This window comes from Streptomyces sp. NPDC002577 (assembly GCF_053594815.1).
Genome location: NZ_JBSFWK010000063.1, coordinates 17,774 through 35,908, shown reverse-complemented (window position 1 = coordinate 35,908; position 18,135 = coordinate 17,774). Strand labels below are relative to the sequence as shown.

Genomic DNA, 18,135 nt, shown 5'->3' with positions numbered 1-18,135 from the left:
CCGGGCATGTGCGTTCGTATGCCGTCACGTGGGCGCTGTGCGGGCTCGGGGGTGTCGCCGCCGGCACGGCCGTGCTCCTGACCTCACCTGGGCTGCGCCGACGAGCCGGGAAGGCCCCCATCGGGGCCGAGTCCGTATGGGACGCGCTGCACTACTGGGTGGCGATCCTGGCCAAGGTCCTGGTGACCTGGAGTTACGTGGCGGCGCTCGCGCTCGGGGTGTTGATCGGGCTGCTCGCGGCCGGCGGGGGCTGCACGGCCTTCGCCTCCGTCCGCCCCAGGCTCCTCGTGCCGCTGTCCGGGGCCGTGTTCCTGCTGTCGGGGTACGGCGCGACCGTCCCGATCGTGACGTATTTCGGCGACTACACCCCCTACTCGGTGCGGATCCGGAACGACTATCTGCTGCTGTTCATCCTGCTGTTCGTGGTCTACGGGGTGCTGCTCGGGCGGGCCGTCCGGGCGCGGGCGAACCGGGGCGGCGGCGGCAAGCGGAGGGCGGGGCTGGCGGCCGTCTGCGCGCTGGCCGTCTGCGCGGTCGCCGTGGCGGGTCTGGTCCCGCCGTTGTACGGGCTGGGCAAGGAGATGCGGGTGCGAGCCGCGCAGTGGGACCGGCAGGACGCATCGCTGCGGCGGCAGGCGGCCGCTGGGGCCACCAGCCTGCCGTACAAGCCGCTGCCCATCCAGGGGCTGCGGGAGCCGCTCCAGCTGGGGGCCTACTGGGACTGGGTCCGGCCCTGCACGGCGCGCTACTACCGGGTCGACACCATCACCCGGTCGTCGGTGCTCCCCTGACGCGCCCGGCGGGCCGCCTTCGGCAGCAGCGCCCAGCGTGACAGCAGGAACGACAGCGGTGTGACGAGGACCCCGCCGATCAGTGCGGCGAGGTCCTCGCTGAGGTGGAACACGGTGACGCCCAGCTGCAGGGTGGAACCCGCGGCCACCAGGTTGAACAGGCTCGACAGGGGAAACCGGAAGGCTCCGCGCAAGGTCGGCCGGACCCGATAGGTGATCAAGCAGTTCAGCACGAACGACACCGCGACCGTGGCGACGAAGCTCACCCCGTACGCCGCGAGGTAGTGGAGCCGGACGTTCGCCAGCCGGAACACCCCGCAGTACACCGACGTGTTCACCACACCGATCACGGCGAAGCCGGCGAACTGCCTGACGACCGGACGGGTCCTCACCTCGGCCTGCCCACTTCCCTGCGCGGGCGGCCGGGCGTCGGCACACCGGCCGGCACCTGCAGGTCGCTCGCCTCGCGCAGCACATAGTGCGGGCGGTGCTTGCTCTCGCTGTAGATACGGCCCACGTACTCCCCGATGACACCCAGCGTCGCGAGCTGGATCCCGCTGAGTCCGGTGATGGCCGCGATCAGCGTCGCGTAGCCGGGCGTGCGGACACCGGTCACCAGGGTGCTGATGGAGATCCACGCCGTATGGCCGAGCGCCGCCAGGAACAGCCACATCCCGAGATGGATGACCAGGCGGAGCGGTCTGCTGTTGAAGGACAGCAGACCGTCGATGCCGTAGTTGAGCAGCCGCCGGCCGCCCCATTTGGAGCGGCCCGCCGCACGCTCGACGTTCTTGTACGAGAACGAGGCGGTGTCGAAGCCGATCCAGGAGAAGATGCCCTTGGAGAAGCGGTTGCTCTCCGGGAGCGAGATCACAGCCTGCACCGCATGCCGGGACAGCAGCCTGAAGTCGCCCTGCCCGTCGGTGAGCTGGACATCGGCGGAGTGCCGCATCAGCCGGTAGTACGCCTTGCTGAACAGCGTCCGCACGAACCCGTCGCCCTCGCGGTCCCGCTGCGCGACCACCTGGTCGTAACCCTGCCGGTGCAGTTCCAGCATCTTGCCGATCAGCGAGGGCGGATGCTGGAGGTCCGCGTCCATCAGGACCGCGGCGTCGCCGCTGCAGGTGCGCAGACCGGCGAGGATCGCCGCCTCCTTGCCGAAGTTGCGGCTGAAGGACAGATAGCGCACGCGTTTGTCGAGACGGGCGAACTCTCGCAGATGAAGACGGGTGGCGTCCCGGCTCCCGTCATCGACGTAGCAGATCTCGAAGTCGATGCCGAGGCCCTCGAGTTCCTTCAGTGCGGCGCTGTGGAAGCGTCCGATCACCTCGTCCTCGTTGTAGCAGGGGACGATGACGGAGAGTTCGGTCATGATCGCCTCACTGACTCGAGGGGCTGTCCTCGACGTAGAACCAGTCGCCGAGCAGCTCGACCCGGGCACCCGCCCGGTATCCGAACTGCGACTGCAACGACCAGGCGTACGGGAAGAAGTGGATGTGCAGGTCGAAGCTGTGCCGGTAAGGGCGTTGCCGCGGCACGACGATGATCAGCCGCCGCCTGGCGACGCGCCGCAGCTCACGCAGGGCGGCGGGCAGGTCCTGCACATGCTCCAGGGTGTGGGTGCAGACCACCGTGTCGAACGAGTCGTCGTCGAACGGCAGCGACTCGACATTGGCCTCCTGGAAGGAGACGCGAGGGTAACGCTCGCGCACCTCGTCGGAGACGATGATGTCCGTCGCGGTGACCTCGAACCGCTCGCTGAGCAGCCCCGAGAGATAGCCGCGGCCGGCACCCGCCTCGAGCACCGTGGTGCCGGCGACGGCGTTGCGGATCCGCTGTGTGCATGCGCGATTCAGGTCGGTCTCGCGGTCGATGACGACGGGCGCCACTCGACGGTACACATCGGAGAACTCCTGTGCGGTGAGCCCGAATGCCTTGTCCTTGAACGTGGCGAAGTCGTCCGTCCGGTCGCGGAACAGGACCTTCATCGCAGGACGCATGAACCACCTGGCGTCCCGGATGGCCGGGGGCACCCACTGGTCGAGCCCGTAGTTGATGCTGAGGGCCATCTGGCGCGGAATCCTCATTGCAGAATTCGGTCCTTCCGGTCGGGGTTGCGGGGAGTCAGGACAGCGGGACCTCCCAGGACCGGTACGGGGACCGGCCCCGCCGAAGGCGCGGGGGTGCGCTGGTGCAGCGGTACGACGGGCGGGACGGCTTCGGGCGGCTCGCCCAGCAGGACACGGCGCACCACCCGCTCCGCGGCCCGGCCGTCGTCGAACTCGCAGAACCGCTCCCGGAAAGCGGTGCGCAGCCGGGCCGACCGTTCACCGGCCCACTCTCCGCTGCGGAAGATCTCCGTGAGCTCCCGCTGGTCCCGGGCGGCAGGGCCCGGCGGCGCCGTGAGGAGGTCGAAGTACACGCCCCGGGTGTCGCGGTACACGTCCCAGTCGGGGGCGAAGACCACCAGCGGCCGGTCCAGGTTGGCGTAGTCGAACATGATCGACGAATAGTCGGTGATCAGGGCGTCCGCGGCGAGGCAGACCTCCTCGGGCGAACGATGCCCGGTCAGGTCGATCAGCTTCCCCGAGTCGATGGCCTCCCGGCACACGTCCAGGCCCTCGTGGGAGTGGTGGGCGCGCAGCAGGACGACGAACTCGTCAGCCAGCTCGTCGCAGAACGACGCGAGGTCGAGCCGGGCGTCGAAGCTGCTGCGGTAGTCCCGGAACGTGGGGGCGTACAGCACGGCCACGCGGTCGTCGGGGACGCCGAGCCGGCGCCGTACCCGCCGCACGTCGTCGAGCGTCGCGGTGTAGAAGGCGTCGTTGCGCGGATAACCGTACTCGAGGGTCTCGTAACGGCCCGGGAACGCGCGCTCCCAGATCTCGGTGGAGTGCCGGTTCGACGAGAGATTGAAGTCCCAGCGGGCCACGCGGCGGAGCATGTTCTGGTGGTTGCTGACCGACGAGGAGGCCGCCGGATAGTCGGAGGTCTCCAGACCCATGCGTTTGAGCGGGGTGCCGTGCTGCGTCTGGAGGTGCACGGTGCCGGGCCGCTTGCACACGGCCTGCTCGAAGTTGACGTTGTTGATCGCGTACTTGGCGCGGGCCATGACCTCCCAGTACCGGGGCGTCCCGATCACGGCGCACTCCACGCCGTCCGGCATGTGCGGCAAGGACTTCTCGGAGACGAGGAACACCAGGTCGAGGTGGGGCGCGAGGCGGGCCGCCGCCGCGTGGACGGCCGCCGGGTTGCATGCGTAGCCGCGGCCCCAGTAGGCGGAGAAGACCGCGAGGTTCTCGTCGACCGGCTGCTTGAGATACGACTGGTACAGGAGCGAGTGGGGATCCTCCTTCCCGGCGCCGCGCTTCCGGCCGGTCCTGGCCACCGTGGGCAGCGTCCCCGAATGGTGCATCCGGCGCATCGCGTGAAAAGCGGTGTACGCCCCGGCTGCCAGCAGCCTGTGCTGCACCCCGAGCGAGCCGCCGGGCAGCCGGAGGTCCTTCGGCCTGTGCAGCCGGTAGAGACGAGCGGCACGGCCGAAGAAGCGCCGGCGCAGCGCACCGGAAGGCAGCCGTCCTGGATGGGCGGCCGTCTTGAGGATCTCCTGGACGAGCCGGTGGAACACCGCGTCGAGCACCTCCGGCGGCGGTTTCAGCTCACCGGCCTGCTGCATCACCCGCTCGAACTGGTCGAGCAGATCCAGATGGTGGATGCCCGCGATGGAGGGCCTGGCGCCCTGGCGGCGCACCAGGTGCCGGACGCACACACGGTCGAGAACGGCGATCCGGTCCGCGTGCAGCGCGGCCAGCACACTCCATGCCCGGTCCGTGAACATTCCGGGCGGGAAGGCCAGTTCGTGCCGGGTGACGAAGTCGCGCCGGTAGGCGGCGCTCCACGCCGGGATCAGCGGATCGGGCAGGGCCCGGTGCCGCGCCAGGCTGAACGCCTCCTGCGGAGCGCCGGCCAGCAGGTGTTCGAGCACGGGACCCTGACCACCGCCCAGCCAGTGCACCCGCTCATGGTCGAAGACCAGCAGATCGGGATCCCCCGTGGCGTCCAGCCGTATGCCGACGGTCCGCAGCGCGTCCGGTACGAGGGTGTCGTCACCGTCCAGAAAGACCAGGTACTCGCCCTGGGCGGCGGCGATTCCGGCGTTGCGTGCGGCGGGCAGTCCTCCGTCGGCCGGTGAGTGCACCGTCCTCACACGGGAGTCCCGGTCTCCGTATGTGCCGACGATCGGGGCGCATACCCCGTCGGGCTCCGACACGACAGCGATCAGCTCGAAGTCACCGAAGGTCTGGTCGAGCACCGAGCTGAGGCAGTCGGACAGCTGCCCCGGTACGCCATGGGTCGGGACGATGACGGTGAAGCGTGGCACAGCAGCCTCTTTCCGTGGTGATTCGCACATCCAGCAGCCGGAGAAGCCTGACGGCCGGGGGACTGACCTCTCATGCCTGGCCGGCCTCGGGGTACTACGCATGAACGGCGGGCCGGTGGCCCGGTTACGCGAGGCGCGGCATCCGGGGGAGCGCGTTCGGGGGAGGGGCGCGCCGGGCAGAACGCGCTGCGCCGGGCCGTCCTCCGGTCAGCGGACCGCCGACAGGGTGGACGTGTGCCGTCCAGGGCCGGCCGGCCCCCGGGACGCCGCGTACGGGAGCAGGTCCTCGCCCAGCAGGATGTGGCGCACGACGCGTTCGGCGGCGCGCCCGTCCTCGTAGTCGCAGAAGCGGGCACGGAAGGCGGCACGGTCCACGGCGGTGTCGTCGTCACGCCAGGCGCCGGAGGCCAGCAGGTCGGTCAACTGCCCCGTGGACGTGGTCACATGGCCGGGCGGCTGCTCCCGTACGTCGAAGTACATGCCGCGGGTCGCCTGGTACGTCTCCCAGTCGTCGGCGTGGACGACGACCGGGCGGTCCAGGAGGGCGTAGTCGAACAGCAGGGACGAGTAGTCCGTGACGAGGACCTGGGAGGCGAGCATGAGGTCCTCGATCTTCGGGGCCGACGGTTCGTGACTCACGTCGATGACGAGACCGCGCTCCTGAAGGTCGAGCAGTTCGCGCTCGCGCGCGGGATCCCGCTGGTACGTGGGGTGCAGGCGCACCAGCAGGGTGAAGGCGGAGCCGAGCCCGCGAGCGAGGGCTTCGAGGTCCACGCGCGGCACGTAGCGCCTGCGGTAGTCCCGCTGGGTCGGGGCGTAGAGGACCACGGTGGTGCCGGACGGGATGCCGAGCCGCCGGCGGACGTCCACGGCGCGCAGGGGAGCCGGCCGCACCAGGGCGTCGTTGCGCGGGCTGCCCGTCGGCAGGGAGGTGAAGCGGCAGGGGTAGGCGCGGTCCCAGATCCGCTGTGCATACCGGCCGGCGACCAGGCTGTAGTCCCAGTGGTCGGACCGGCGCAGCATGGCCGGCACCCGGTTGCCCGGCACGACCTCGGGCCGTGCGAGCAGGTCGGTGCCCATGTGCTTGAGCGGGGTGCCCTGATGGGTCTGCACATGGACCGTGCCGGGCCGCTTGCCCAGGGCGTAGGGCCAGTTCCGGTTGTTGAAGAAGTACGTCGCGCGGGCCATCACCCGGTCGTACGCACGGGATCCGAGCACCACGTACTCCGCCCCCTTCGGCACGTGCCCCTCGGCGCCCGGGCGCACCACCCACACCCCGCGGATGTGGGGCGCCAGCTCGACGGCCTTGGCGTGGATGGCGGCCGGGTCGGCGAACGCACCGCCGAGCCCGAAGGACCCGTAGACGGCGAGCCGGGGATCGAGCGGACGCGTGTGTGCGATCCGCGAGGAGACGCGCCGCACCTTGGCACCCGCGGACTTCCGCACCGCGCGGGCGGCCTCGGCGCGCCGGGCCCCTGCCTGCACGACGGCGTTGAAGACGGGGTACGGGGCCCGCGCCGCCAGGAGCCGGAACTGGGTGCGCAGACTGTCGTCGGGCGGCGTGAAACCCGTGGGGACATGGCGCCGGTAGAACGCGGCGATGCTTCGGTGGAAGGCGGGCCTGTCCTCCGGATGTACGCGATCGGTGACCGGAAGGGTCACCAGAAAATGGTTGATCGCCCGCTCGAACAGCGCGGAGCGCATGGGCTGCAGCTCCGGATGGCGTTCGACGTACTCGAAAAGCCGGGTGTACTGGTCGAAGATGTCGAAATGCCTGCGGCCCGGGGTGTGCGTGATCGCGCCCTCGCGGCGCCGGTATTCATAACACACCCGGGGAAGGCAGGCGATGCGTTCGGCGCGGATCATCACCTGGTAGCTGACGGGGGCGTCCTCGTACAGGCCGGGCGCGAAGGCGAAGCCGTGCCGGACGAAGAACTCGCGGCGGAACGCCTTGTTGCAGGCGATCAGAAAGAGGTGGAGGAATTCCGGGCGCTCGGAGACGTTGAATGTCGCGGCGCCGGCGGACTCGAGGAGATCCCGGGTGGTGCTTCTGCCGCCCCGGCCCTTCCAGGACGTCCGCGCGTGGTCGAACACCAGCACATCGGGGTCGTCGGTCAACGCCAGCCGTTCGGTGATGGCGCGCAGCGAGCCCGGTGGGTAGGTGTCGTCGCTGTCGATGAACAGCAGGTAGTCACCGGTCGCCTGGGCCACGCCCGTGTTCCGGGCCCTGCCGAGCCCGCCGTTCTCGGGAAGGTGGATCACCCGGATCCGTGGGTCCCGGGCTGCGTACTCGTCGAGGATCGTGCCGGAATGGTCCGGCGAGCAGTCGTCGACTGCGATGACTTCGATGTCGGTGAAGGACTGGCCGAGGACGGAGTCGAGGCACTCGGCGAGATAGCCCTGGACGTTGTAGACGGGGACGATGACGCTCAGACGAGGCAAGGATCGGATCCTCTCTGCGGTACCCCTCGGGCCTGCGCAGGGACGGGAAAAGCAGGACAGGTGGGAAACGAGGCGTTCACCCCGTGGATTACGTCCGCTGTGGGCCATTCGGGTGAGCCGGGGAACAACAGGTCCGGTGCGAGTTGCTGCGCAACAATCCACCTTTCGGCATACGTGTGTTTATCGGCTCGCCGGGTTTCTCCGGCTGCGCTGTACCTTTTTCCAGTCTGCCGTGCGGACTTTTCGTCCCGTGCATTCTCGAATCGGTGACGGTGTTCGCAGGCCAACGCAGCCGATATCGCACGCCCTGCCCGCCGAGACCGCTCCCGTCGCAAGGAACGCCTTCCCGTATGACCGCCATGACCGTCATGACCGACCTCAGCGTCATCGTGTCCGGCCGGGGCCCCCTCGGCCGGTTCCGTGCCTGCCTGGAGAGCGTCTCCACGCAGGCGCACCCGGATCTCGACATCGTCGTGACCGTCGCCGCCGACGCCGCCTCCACGCGCTCGGTGGCCGAGGACCTCGCGGCACGCGATCCACGTGTCACCGTGGTCCCGCTCCCGGCCGGCACATCACCAGCCGCGGCCCGCGCGGCCGGAGCCCGTGCGGCCACCGGCCGCCATCTCCAGTTCCTGCACAGCGCCGACTGGCTGCCCTCCGGCGCGACGGACGCCCTCGCCCGCTGGATCCGCGGCCTCGACGCCGCGCCCGATGTCGTCCTCCTCGACCACCACCAGGCCCACTGGTGGGACGGGTCCGTCCCCGGCGGCGACACCGCGATCCTCGCCGAGGCCGGGCACACCCCCATCGCACTGGCCGACTGCCCCGCCCTCGTCACCGTCGCCCCGCTCCTCGGCAACCGGCTGATCAGCGCCCGGCTCTTCGCCGACCACACCGAGCTGTTCTCCGCCGACGGCCACGACGAGCTGTTCCTCTCGTACGCCACGACGCTGCTGGCCGACCGCATCGCCTGCTACGACCGTGTCGCCCTCGTGCACCGCAGAGACAGGGACGAGCGGCCACGGCCGGGCACCGACCGGGATCACGTCGCCGTCCTCCACCAGTACGAGCGGGTGCACCAGCTGCCGGCCCTCCGGCAGGCGCCCGCGGGCGCCCGGGCGTTGCTCTACGACCGGATGGTCGGCGACTATCTGGCCGCGCTGGCCCGCCGGGACGAGATCCCGGCCGAGCACGTGCCCGAGTTCTTCCGCCGGGCGGCCGAGCACACCCGGCGCTTCCGGCCCGAGGGGCACCGCCGCCCCGGCGGGCTCGCTGGTTTTCGGCACGAGCTGCTCGGGCGGAACGCCCGGCTGCGCTACCGGCTCCTGCAGGCCGTGGGCGAGCGGCAGCACGACCTCGAGGCCACGGCGAAGAAGTACCGGCGGACGGCAGGCGACTGGCGCGCCCGCCGCCGCTACCGCCGGGCCCTGAACCGCCCGCTCCATCAGGATCTGGCCGTCTTCTCCGCGTACTGGGGCCGTGGCGTCTCCTGCAACCCGGCCGCCATCGCCGCCGAACTCGCCGTACGCGCCCCGGAGATCCGCCGGGTATGGGTCGTCGAGCGCCCTTACGTACCGCTGCTGCCGCCCGGCACGGACTACGTCGTCCCGGGCACCGCCCGTTACCGTGAGGTCCTGGCGCGTGCCAAGTACCTCGTCAACAACGTCAACTTCCCCAATGCGGTGGCCAAGCGGCCGGGCTCGGTCCATCTCCAGACCCATCACGGAACCCCCCTCAAACGCATGGGCCTGGACCAGCGGGACTTCCCCGCCGCCGCTCAGGGCCTGGACTTCCGTACCCTCCTCGAACGTGTGGACCGCTGGGACTACAGCCTCTCCGCCAACAGCCACTCCACTCAGACGTGGGAACGCGCCTATCCGTCGGAGTACGTCTCGCTCGACTACGGCTATCCGCGCAACGACATCTTCTACCGGGCCACCGCCGACGATGTCCTGGCCGCCCGTGCGAAGCTCGGCATCCGCCCCGGCCAGCGGGCACTCCTCTACGCGCCCACCCATCGCGACTACGAATCCCGCTGGACCCCGCGCATCGACCTCGCGGCGCTCGCCGAGCGGCTGGGCGAGGACACCGTCCTGCTGATCCGCGGCCACTACTTCTACGACAGCCCGCTTCCGGAGGAGGTACGCGCCCACGTCCTCGACGTCTCCGGCTACGACCCCGTCGAGGAACTGGCCCTCGCCGCCGACGCACTGATCACCGACTACTCGTCGATCATGTTCGACTACGCCAACCTCGACCGCCCCATCGTCGTCTTCGCCGACGACTGGGACACCTACACCAGGATCCGCGGCGTCTACTTCGACCTGCCGGCCGAGGCGCCGGGACCGGTCGCCCGCACCGAGAGCGAACTGGCCGGGATCCTGACCACCGGCGCGTGGTGCGACGAGGCCGCCGCCACACAGCGCCGGGACTTCCGCCGCCGCTTCTGCGAGTACGACGACGGGCGCGCCGCCGAGCGCGTCGTACGCCGGGTCTTTCTCGGCGAGGGCGAGACGAGCCTGTCACCCGTCGTGCCCCTGGAGCGGCGCACGCCCGCACCCACCCCGCAGGAGGCGGCCCGCTGATGACGACCCCTGATGTGACCGTGACCGTCATCGTCTACAACGACGCCGAGCGGCTGCCGCGGGCCGTCGCCTCCGTACGGGCCCAGACCCACCGGAACATCGAGATCGTCATCAGCGACGACCACTCCACCGACGACACACCGGACGTGGCCCGCGCACTCGCCGCCAAGGACGACCGGATCACGTATCTGCGGCTCGAGGAGAACAGCGGAGGATGCAGCGCTCCCCGCAACCGGGCCATCGACATCGCCCGCGCACCCCGTCTGATGTTCCTCGACAGCGACGACGAACTGCCCCCGGACGCCTGTGCGCTGCTGCTGGCCGCTCACCGGGAACGGGAGATCGACTTCGCGATGGGCGCGGTGGAGCGCATCCGCGTGGACACGGGCCGTCGGGGCCTGTGGATGCCGCATCTGGTCGGCCGGCGGCGCACCGTTCCCGGGATCGAGGCCGAGCCGGGCCTGCTGTTCGAGCACCTGTCGACCAGCAAGATGTACCGCAAGGACTTCCTGGACCGGCACGGCATGCGCTTCCCGGAGGGCATCCACTACGAGGACCAGCTCTTCTCCGCCCAGGCGTACACCCTCGCCCGCGCCTTCACGATCATCACCGAACCCGTCTACCGCTGGTACATCGATCCCCGCGCCGCCGCGTCCAGCGCCTCCATCTCGAACCAGCGCCATCGGATCGGCAATGTCCGGGACCGGGTCAAGGCCGCCCGGCTGGTCGACGCGTTCCTCGCGGAGCACGGCGGCAGCGAGAGGCTCAAGGAGGAGAAGGAGTACAAGTTCCTCAAACACGACTTTCGCATGTACCTGATGGATCTCCCGCACCGCGAGCCGGAGTGGATCGCGGAGTTCGCCGCCGAGACGGTGCCCTACCTGCAACGGCTGTCCCCCCGCGCCTTCGCCCGGCTGCCGCGCGCCGAACGCGTCGTGGCCGGGCTGCTGTGCGACGGCCGGTACGAGGAGGCCAGGGAGGCCGCACGGGACGTCGCGCACCGGGTCGCGCCGCGCGAGATCGTCACGGACCAGGACGGACACGCGTACTGGGGCGGAGTCCTGCCCTCGTCCGGGACGGCGCGCCGTGAACTGGACGTGTCAGGGCTCCACCCGGGTACCTGCCCGTTCCCCGGGGCGCTCTTCCGGCACGAGATCGTGCGGATCACACGGGGGCCGGGCGCCTCGGTCGACCTGGACGTCCGGACGTACGATCCGGCGCGGCGGCTTCCGCTCGCTCCGCAGGTCGCGAGCGTTCATCTCTCCCCGGCGGGGCGGCGGACGACCGCTCGGTTCCGGATGGACCTGGTGCGGCCCGGCGTGTTCGAGGGCTCGGTCCGGCTGGATCTCGCCCGTGCGTCGCTGCCGGTGTGGGGTTTCCAGGGCGTACGCCACCCGGTGCTCGAGCTCACCGACCGGACGCTCGGCAACACCGGGGTGCTGCTGGCCCCGCTGGATCTCCCGTCCTTGGAACTTCAGGGGCCGGGAGGCCACCACATCACGGTCGAACCGGAGGGCTGCAACGCCGGACGCCTCCAGTTGCGCTGGCGGCCGGGCACGGCCCGGCGGCTCCTGCGCCCGATCGCCCAGCGGGCGGCCAAGCGGGTCAGAGCCCTGACGGGCTGACCGCGGTGGCGGGGCCGAGGCGTCGCGATCAGGCCGTGGCCTCTGCCTCCTGCGTGGCCGGAAGCTCCAGGGGAGTGCGGCGCGCCTCCGCCGAGGGCGCGGGCCGCCGCTCCGCCAGCGGTACGAAGGCCGGCAGGTGCGCCGTCTCGCCGAGGAAGACACGGCGAACGACCCGTTCGGCGGCGTGCCCGTCGTCGTACGCGCAGAAGCGCTCACGGAACGCGGCCCGCCGCTGGGCGGAGCGCGGGCTGCGCCATGCCCCGGTGGCGAAGACGTCGATCAGCTCGTCCTCGCTCTGCGCGACCGCGCCGGGCGGGAACTGCCTCAGATCGACATAGGTGCCGCGGGCCGCCTCGTAGGCCTCCCAGTCGTCGGCGTACACGACGATCGGGCGGTCCAGGTTGGCGTAGTCGAACACCAGCGACGAGAAGTCTGTGACCAGCACGTCGCTCGCCAGGCACAGGGATTCGATGCGCGGGTGGTCCGAGACGTCGATCAGCAGGGACGAACCCCTGCCCACGAGGGGGTTGTCGTAGAAGTAGTGGGCACGGGTCAGCACCGTGAAGCTGGGGCCGAGGGTGCGCAGCAGACGCTCCAGGTCGAGTGAGTGGCGCTGGGTGCGGCAGTAGTCCCGGTGGGTGGGCGCGTACAGGATCGCGACGGAGTCGCGGGGGATTCCGAGGGTCTCGCGGATCCGGGCCACGTCCTCGGAGGTCGCGCGCTGGTAGACGTCGTTGCGCGGATAGCCGTACTCGAGCGTGGTGTAACCGGAGGGGAAGACACGCTCCCAGACGAGCGAGGAGTGCCGGTTGGCGGACACGAGGTAGTCCCACTTGTCGGCGTTGGCCATCAGCTGCCCGAAGTCCATGCCGCGGGCGGCGGCCGGGCGGTCCTGCAGATCGAGACCCATGTGCTTGAGCGGAGTGCCGTGCTGCGTCTGTACGAACACCTGGCCGCGGCGCTTGACCAGCCTGCGGGCGAAATTGACGTTGTTGACGAGGTACTTGGAGCGGGCGAGGGCGGTCCAGTACGCGGCCGTTCCCGGGGTGATGCGGCGGGCGGCCGTGGGGACGGTGCTGTGGTGTGCCGGGTACGCGATCCAGGAGGTGCGGATGCCGGGCACCATGTCGCGGGCCTTCTCCTCGATCGCCGCTGGGTTGCAGCTGTAGCCGCGGCCCCAGTAGGCGGAGAACACCGCGTGGTCCTCGTGCAGCGGCAGGCACAGCTGGACGCGGTAGTGGAGCCGCAGCGCCCCGGCTCTGAGCACCCGGTACAGGACGGCCGAGAGACGGCGGCAGCGGCGATGAACGGCGCTCAGGGCCCACAGCGCCCGGAAGGTGCGATGCGCGCCCAGGCGTACCAGGGCGTGCCGGATCCGGGAGCGCCCCGCGGCGGGGGTCCCGGGGGAGCGGTAGCGGCGGCTGTAGGCGCGGGCCTGGCGCAGGAACTCCGCGCGGCTGCCGCGCGGCAGCCGGCCTGGCGCCCGGAACACGGTGGTGAAGTGGTCGAGCATCCGCCCGAAGACCGCGGGCCGCCAGTGCGCCAGTTCGGGGTGCGCGTCGAGAAAGGCGAAGACGCGGTCGTACTGGCCGAAGATCTCGAAGTGCCGCCGGCCCGGTGAGCAGGTGATCGCACCCTGTCTGCGCTGCCGGTAGTACACGCAGACCCGGTCGAGCACCGCGATCGATTCGGCGGTCAGCAGCACGGGATAGGTCCAGCTGACGTCCTCGTAGTAGCCGGGCGCGAAGGTGAAGCCCGCCCGCTCGACGAATTCGCGGCGGTAGGCCTTGTTCCACACCACGTGCATGACCCGCAGCAGTCCCGGCCTGTCCGCGAGGGGGAAGGTGGGCGGGCCCTCCTCGGTGAGCTCCGCCGCGAACTGGTTGCGGACTGTGTCCCCGTTCCAGTACGTCCTCGCGTAGTCGAAGACCAGAACGTCCGGACCGTCCGTGGCCTTGAGCCGGTCCGAGACCGACTGGAGTGCGTCGGGGGCGAGCACGTCGTCGCTGTCCAGGAAGATCAGATACTCGCCGGTCGCATGCTCCATACCGGCGTTGCGCGCCCGGCCGAGACCCACGTTCTCCGTCAGATGGACGGCCTGCACGCGCGGGTCCGAGGCGGCGAACTCGTCGATGATCGTGCCGCTGCCGTCCGGGGAGCAGTCGTCGACCGCGATCAGTTCCAGGTCCGTGAACGACTGCTCCAGGACGGACTCAAGGCATTCGTGCAGATAGGCCTGCACCTTGTGGACGGGGACGATCACACTGAACCTGGGCAAGGCGCATCCATAGGTCGTCAACGGCATATTGACCGGAAACGAGCGATGGACTGAGCGGGTTACGTGGGATGTGGCATATGGGGGATATCGGATTGCGGCTGACGGCCGTCAGCCGTCAGCCGGCGGGGGAGGGCAGGCGGCCGGGGCGGGCCGTGCTGCCGGCCCGCCCCTCCCGATCACCCGGTGTCCGGCGCTACTTGACGGCGCCGGCCATGACCCCCGAAACGAACTGCTTCTGGAACGCGAAGAACACCGCCAGCGGGATCACCATCGAGATGAAGGCGCCGGGCGCCAGCACGTCGATGTTGTTGCCGAACTGCCGTACCTGCGTCTGCAGCGCGACCGTGATCGGCTGGCTGCCGGAGTCGGCGAAGATCAGCGCGACCAGCATGTCGTTCCACACCCACAGGAACTGGAAGATCCCGAGCGAGGCGATCGCGGGGCCGCCGAGCGGCATCACGACGCGGACGAACAGACGCAGTTCGCCCGCGCCGTCCAGGCGCGCCGCCTCCAGCAGCTCCCGTGGGATCTCCGCAAAGAAGTTCCGCAGCAGGAACACGGCGAACGGCAGCCCGAACCCCACATGGAAGAGGATCACGCCGATGATGGAGCCGAAGATCCCGATGTCGCCGAAGAGCTCGGCGATCGGCAGCAGCGCGACCTGGACCGGCACCACCAGCAGGCCCACCACCAGCAGGAACCACCAGTCCCGGCCGGGGAACTCCATCCAGGCGAAGGCGTAGCCCGCGAGCGAGCCGATCACCACGACCAGCAGGGTCGCCGGGACCGTGATCCAGATGGTGTTGAGCAACGAACTTGTGATCGTGTCGTTCTCCAGCAGCCGCCGGTAGCTGTCGAAGGTGATCTGGGACGGCTGCGAGAGCACCTTCCACCAGCCGCTGCTGCTCATGTCCGCCGGGGTGCGCAGCGAGGACAGCAGCAGCCCGATCGTCGGCACGAGCCAGAAGAGGCCGACCACGATCAGGAAGACACGGACGAGGCTGCCGCTCAGGACTTCCCCGATCCGCGAACCGAGCGACCGCTGTGCCTTCACGACGTCTGCCGAGGTCGAGCTCATCGCCTTGCCTCCCGCCTCAGCCGCCGAATGTTGAACAGCATCACCGGTACGACGAGCAGCAGCAGCAACACCGCGATGGCGCTCGCGACGCCGGGCTGGTCGTCGTTGAACGCCGAGCGGTACAGCTGCAGCGCCAGCACGTTCGCATCGTCCTGCGAGGAGCCCGGCGGGATGATGAAGACCAGGTCGAAGATCTTCAGGACGTTGATCATCAGTGTGACGAGGACGACCGCGAGCACGGGCGCGAGCAGCGGCACCGTGATCCGGCGGAACACCTGCCACTCGCTCGCGCCGTCCACCCGCGCCGCCTCCAGCAGTTCACGCGGGACTCCGGCCAGCCCCGCCGCGATCAGGACCATCGCGAAACCGGCCCACATCCAGATGTACGACCCGATGATGGCCGGCGTCACCAGCGACGGGCCGAGCCAGTCCAGGCCGTTGTACGGCTCCTTGAAGTTGCTCGCCGGAAGCCGCAGTCGGGCCCCGTCGGCCGAGGCCGGCAGGGTGAACGTGCCGTCGTCGGCGGCCTTCGTGGACGCCACGACCTTGCCGTCCTTGACCGCCTCGATCTTCATGCCGGCGTACCCCAGCTCGGAGGCGTCGACGCCGTTCAGCTTGCCGACGCCCTTGCCGCGCGTGAAGTCCTGCCAGGTCGTGCCGGTGATCTTCCCCGGCTCGGCCTTCGGCGGACTTGCGTTCTTCGCGCCGCTCGGCATCTGGTCGGGGGCGACACCGACGAGGGGCAGGGTGACCGTCTCGCCGGTGTGGACGGTCGCCTTGGTGATGAAGGCGCCGCCCCCGGCGGACTGGAGCGGCGACTCGCGGCCCGGGTGCGCCTTCGGGAACGCAGACGCCTCGGCGAACGTGTCATGGACGCCGACCCACACCGCGTTCGCCAAGCCCTTGTCCGGGTCCTGGTCGTAGACCAGCCGGAAGATGATGCCCGCCGCCAGCATCGAGATCGCCATCGGCATGAAGACGACCAGCTTGAACGCCGTCCCCCAGCGCACCCGTTCGGTCAGCACCGCGAAGATCAGACCGAGCGCCGTGGCGATCGTGGGCGCGAACACCACCCAGATGATGTTGTTCTTCAGGGCGGTGCGGATGCCGTCGTCGGTGAACAGGGCCTTGTAGTTGTCGAATCCGGCGAAGCCGTCGCCGGACTGGTCGTAGAAACTTCGCACGACCGAGTACCCGATCGGGTAGACCACGAGCGCGCCCAGCAGCACCAGGGCGGGCAGCAGGAAGAGAACTGCCACGGTCCGGCGCGTGCCGGTCACGCTCTTGCGCGTACGGGGAGCGGGCGGCGTCGCCGGATTCTTGGCGACGCCCCCCGCGGCTGCCGACGACATGGCCGGATCAGCCTCCGTACGCCTTCGCAGCGTCCGCCTCCAGCGTCGCCTGCGTACCCGCGATGTCCGTCGGGTTCTTCAGGAAGTCCTGCAGCGCCTTCCACTCACCCTTGCCGGGGGTGCCGCCGAAGGCCTGCGGGGCCTGGTCGGACATGTCGAAGCGGAAGTCGTCGCCCGAGTCGATCAGGGCCTTGGCGATCTTCTGCTGCACGGCGTTCGGATACGCCGAGTTCTGCACGTTCTTGTTCGGCGAGAGATAGCCGCCCAGCTTCGCCTGGATGGTCGCCGCGTCCGGGGAGGCCAGGAAGGTGGCCAGCGCCTGCGCCGCCTTGGAGTCCTTCAGGATCACGGCCGCGTCGCCGCCGGAGACCACGGGCGCGCTGTCACCCACGGCCGGGAACGGGAACACCTTCGCGTCCGTGCCGACCTTCGCCTTGGCCTGCACGATGTTGACCTGGGCGAAGTCGCCCTCGTAGACCATGGCGGCCTTCGGCTGGTCGCCGCCCGTGAAGACCTGCGTCACGGATGCCGGGAAGTCCGTCTGCAGCGCGCCCTTCGCGGCGCCCGCCACATAGTCCTTCTTGCCCCAGACCTGGGCCAGCGTGGTCAGCGCGTCCTTCACGGACGGGTCCGTCCACTTGATCTCATGCTTGGCCAGCTGGTCGTACTTCTCCGGGCCGGCCTGCGAGAGATAGATGTTCTCGAACCAGTCGGTGAGGGTCCAGCCCTCCGCGCCGCCCACCGAGAACGGTGTGACACCCGAGTCGTAGACCGTCTGCGCGGTGCTGAGCAGTTCCTTCCAGGTCTTCGGCTCGGAGGCTCCCGCGTTCTCGAAGACCTTGGCGTTGTACCAGATCAGGGACTTGTTGGCGGCCTTGTAATAGACGCCGTACTGCTTGCCGTCGACCTTGCCGATGTCCTGCCAGCCCTGCGAGTAGTTCTCGCCGAGCTCCTTCAGCGCCTCGGCCTTCAGGGGCTTGGCCCAGCCCTTGTCGACGGCCTGCTTGATGGCGCCGGGCTGCGGCAGCATCGCGATGTCCGGCGGCGCACCGCCCGCCACCTTCGAACCGATGAAGTTGATGATCGGGTCCTGGGCGGGTACGAACGTGACCTTGGCGCCCGTGCGCTTCTCGAACTCCGCGAGGACCTTTTTGAAGTTGGCCTGCTCGGCGCCGGTCCACACGGCGGCGACCGAGAGGGATTCGCCGCTCAGCTTGGGGAGCGTGACGGTGGAGCCGGTCTCCTGGGTGGAGCCGCCGGTGGCCTTCTTGTCCTTGCCGCCGTCACCGCCGCACGCGGTGAGAGTGAGCGCGAGCGCGCCCGCGAGGACGGCTGCTGTGGTCTGTGCGGCCCTGCTTGTCGTACGCGTACGGTGCGCCTTCCGCTGACGAAGAGTGCTGTGCATCACTGCCCCGTTCTCTTCCCTCGCGCCATCGCGAGTGCTTGCGAGACCTGTCCCGTGCGCTCTGGTCTAGCCCGCCCGCTCAGGCCCGGCAAGAGCGCCTACACGGTCGTGCGGGCGATCGTGACGGGGTCGTGACGTCCACGCGGATGTGTCGGGAGAGGCGTCCGCGCACCTCCTCACATGCCCTCGAACGCCCTC

The 18,135-nt window shown here is 69.8% G+C and carries 12 protein-coding genes; 3 read left to right on the top strand and 9 right to left on the bottom strand.

Features of this window, described 5'->3' with window-relative positions:
- Positions 1 to 791: DUF6056 family protein (locus ACWD4J_RS40630; RefSeq protein ID WP_451400582.1), on the top strand; the 791-nt coding region annotated here is incomplete at its 5' end.
- Here the strand turns inward: ACWD4J_RS40630 and ACWD4J_RS40625 are convergent.
- The 5 genes from ACWD4J_RS40625 to ACWD4J_RS40605 all read right to left on the bottom strand — a co-directional run bounded on the left by ACWD4J_RS40625 (position 749) and on the right by ACWD4J_RS40605 (position 7,614).
- The gene (locus ACWD4J_RS40625) at positions 749 to 1,183 is read right to left on the bottom strand and encodes a GtrA family protein (RefSeq protein WP_451400581.1); all 435 of its coding nucleotides are present in this window, start codon (positions 1,181 to 1,183) and stop codon (positions 749 to 751) included. The two genes, ACWD4J_RS40630 and ACWD4J_RS40625, sit on opposite strands and share 43 nt — an antisense overlap.
- A complete protein-coding gene (locus tag ACWD4J_RS40620; RefSeq protein ID WP_451400580.1) occupies positions 1,180 to 2,163 on the bottom strand; it encodes a glycosyltransferase family 2 protein in 984 nt (327 codons plus the stop codon). The genes ACWD4J_RS40625 and ACWD4J_RS40620 overlap by 4 nt, the downstream gene beginning before the upstream one ends.
- A gap of 7 nt (positions 2,164 to 2,170) precedes the next feature.
- The gene (locus ACWD4J_RS40615; RefSeq protein ID WP_451400579.1) at positions 2,171 to 2,878 is read right to left on the bottom strand and encodes a class I SAM-dependent methyltransferase; all 708 of its coding nucleotides are present in this window, start codon (positions 2,876 to 2,878) and stop codon (positions 2,171 to 2,173) included.
- Positions 2,875 to 5,172, bottom strand: coding sequence for a bifunctional glycosyltransferase/CDP-glycerol:glycerophosphate glycerophosphotransferase (locus ACWD4J_RS40610; RefSeq protein ID WP_451400578.1), 2,298 nt, complete (start codon positions 5,170 to 5,172; stop codon positions 2,875 to 2,877). Before ACWD4J_RS40610 ends, ACWD4J_RS40615 begins: the two co-directional genes overlap by 4 nt.
- Before the next feature lie 207 nt (positions 5,173 to 5,379).
- Positions 5,380 to 7,614, bottom strand: a complete 2,235-nt coding sequence (locus tag ACWD4J_RS40605) for a bifunctional glycosyltransferase/CDP-glycerol:glycerophosphate glycerophosphotransferase (RefSeq protein WP_451400577.1) — start codon at positions 7,612 to 7,614, stop codon at positions 5,380 to 5,382.
- A 368-nt stretch (positions 7,615 to 7,982) separates the two neighbouring features.
- On the opposite strand from ACWD4J_RS40605, the gene ACWD4J_RS40600 reads away from it, so the two are divergent.
- Both ACWD4J_RS40600 and ACWD4J_RS40595 read left to right on the top strand, forming a co-directional pair.
- On the top strand, positions 7,983 to 10,199 hold the full coding sequence (locus ACWD4J_RS40600; protein WP_451400590.1) for a CDP-glycerol glycerophosphotransferase family protein: 2,217 nt from the start codon (positions 7,983 to 7,985) through the stop codon (positions 10,197 to 10,199).
- The gene (locus tag ACWD4J_RS40595; protein WP_451400576.1) at positions 10,199 to 11,824 is read left to right on the top strand and encodes a glycosyltransferase family 2 protein; all 1,626 of its coding nucleotides are present in this window, start codon (positions 10,199 to 10,201) and stop codon (positions 11,822 to 11,824) included. Before ACWD4J_RS40600 ends, ACWD4J_RS40595 begins: the two co-directional genes overlap by 1 nt.
- 28 nt (positions 11,825 to 11,852) lie before the next feature.
- Here the strand turns inward: ACWD4J_RS40595 and ACWD4J_RS40590 are convergent, their stop codons facing one another.
- From ACWD4J_RS40590 to ACWD4J_RS40575, 4 genes are all read right to left on the bottom strand, one after another.
- Complete coding sequence (locus ACWD4J_RS40590; RefSeq protein WP_451400575.1) at positions 11,853 to 14,102, bottom strand: bifunctional glycosyltransferase/CDP-glycerol:glycerophosphate glycerophosphotransferase; 2,250 nt, start codon at positions 14,100 to 14,102, stop codon at positions 11,853 to 11,855.
- Between the two features lie 193 nt (positions 14,103 to 14,295).
- Positions 14,296 to 15,180, bottom strand: a complete 885-nt coding sequence (locus tag ACWD4J_RS40585; protein WP_451400574.1) for a carbohydrate ABC transporter permease — start codon at positions 15,178 to 15,180, stop codon at positions 14,296 to 14,298.
- Positions 15,177 to 16,460, bottom strand: a complete 1,284-nt coding sequence (locus ACWD4J_RS40580) for a carbohydrate ABC transporter permease (RefSeq protein WP_451400589.1) — start codon at positions 16,458 to 16,460, stop codon at positions 15,177 to 15,179. Before ACWD4J_RS40580 ends, ACWD4J_RS40585 begins: the two co-directional genes overlap by 4 nt.
- Positions 16,461 to 16,539: 79 nt before the next feature.
- The gene (locus ACWD4J_RS40575; RefSeq protein ID WP_451400573.1) at positions 16,540 to 17,937 is read right to left on the bottom strand and encodes an ABC transporter substrate-binding protein; all 1,398 of its coding nucleotides are present in this window, start codon (positions 17,935 to 17,937) and stop codon (positions 16,540 to 16,542) included.
- Positions 17,938 to 18,135: the final 198 nt, after the last annotated feature.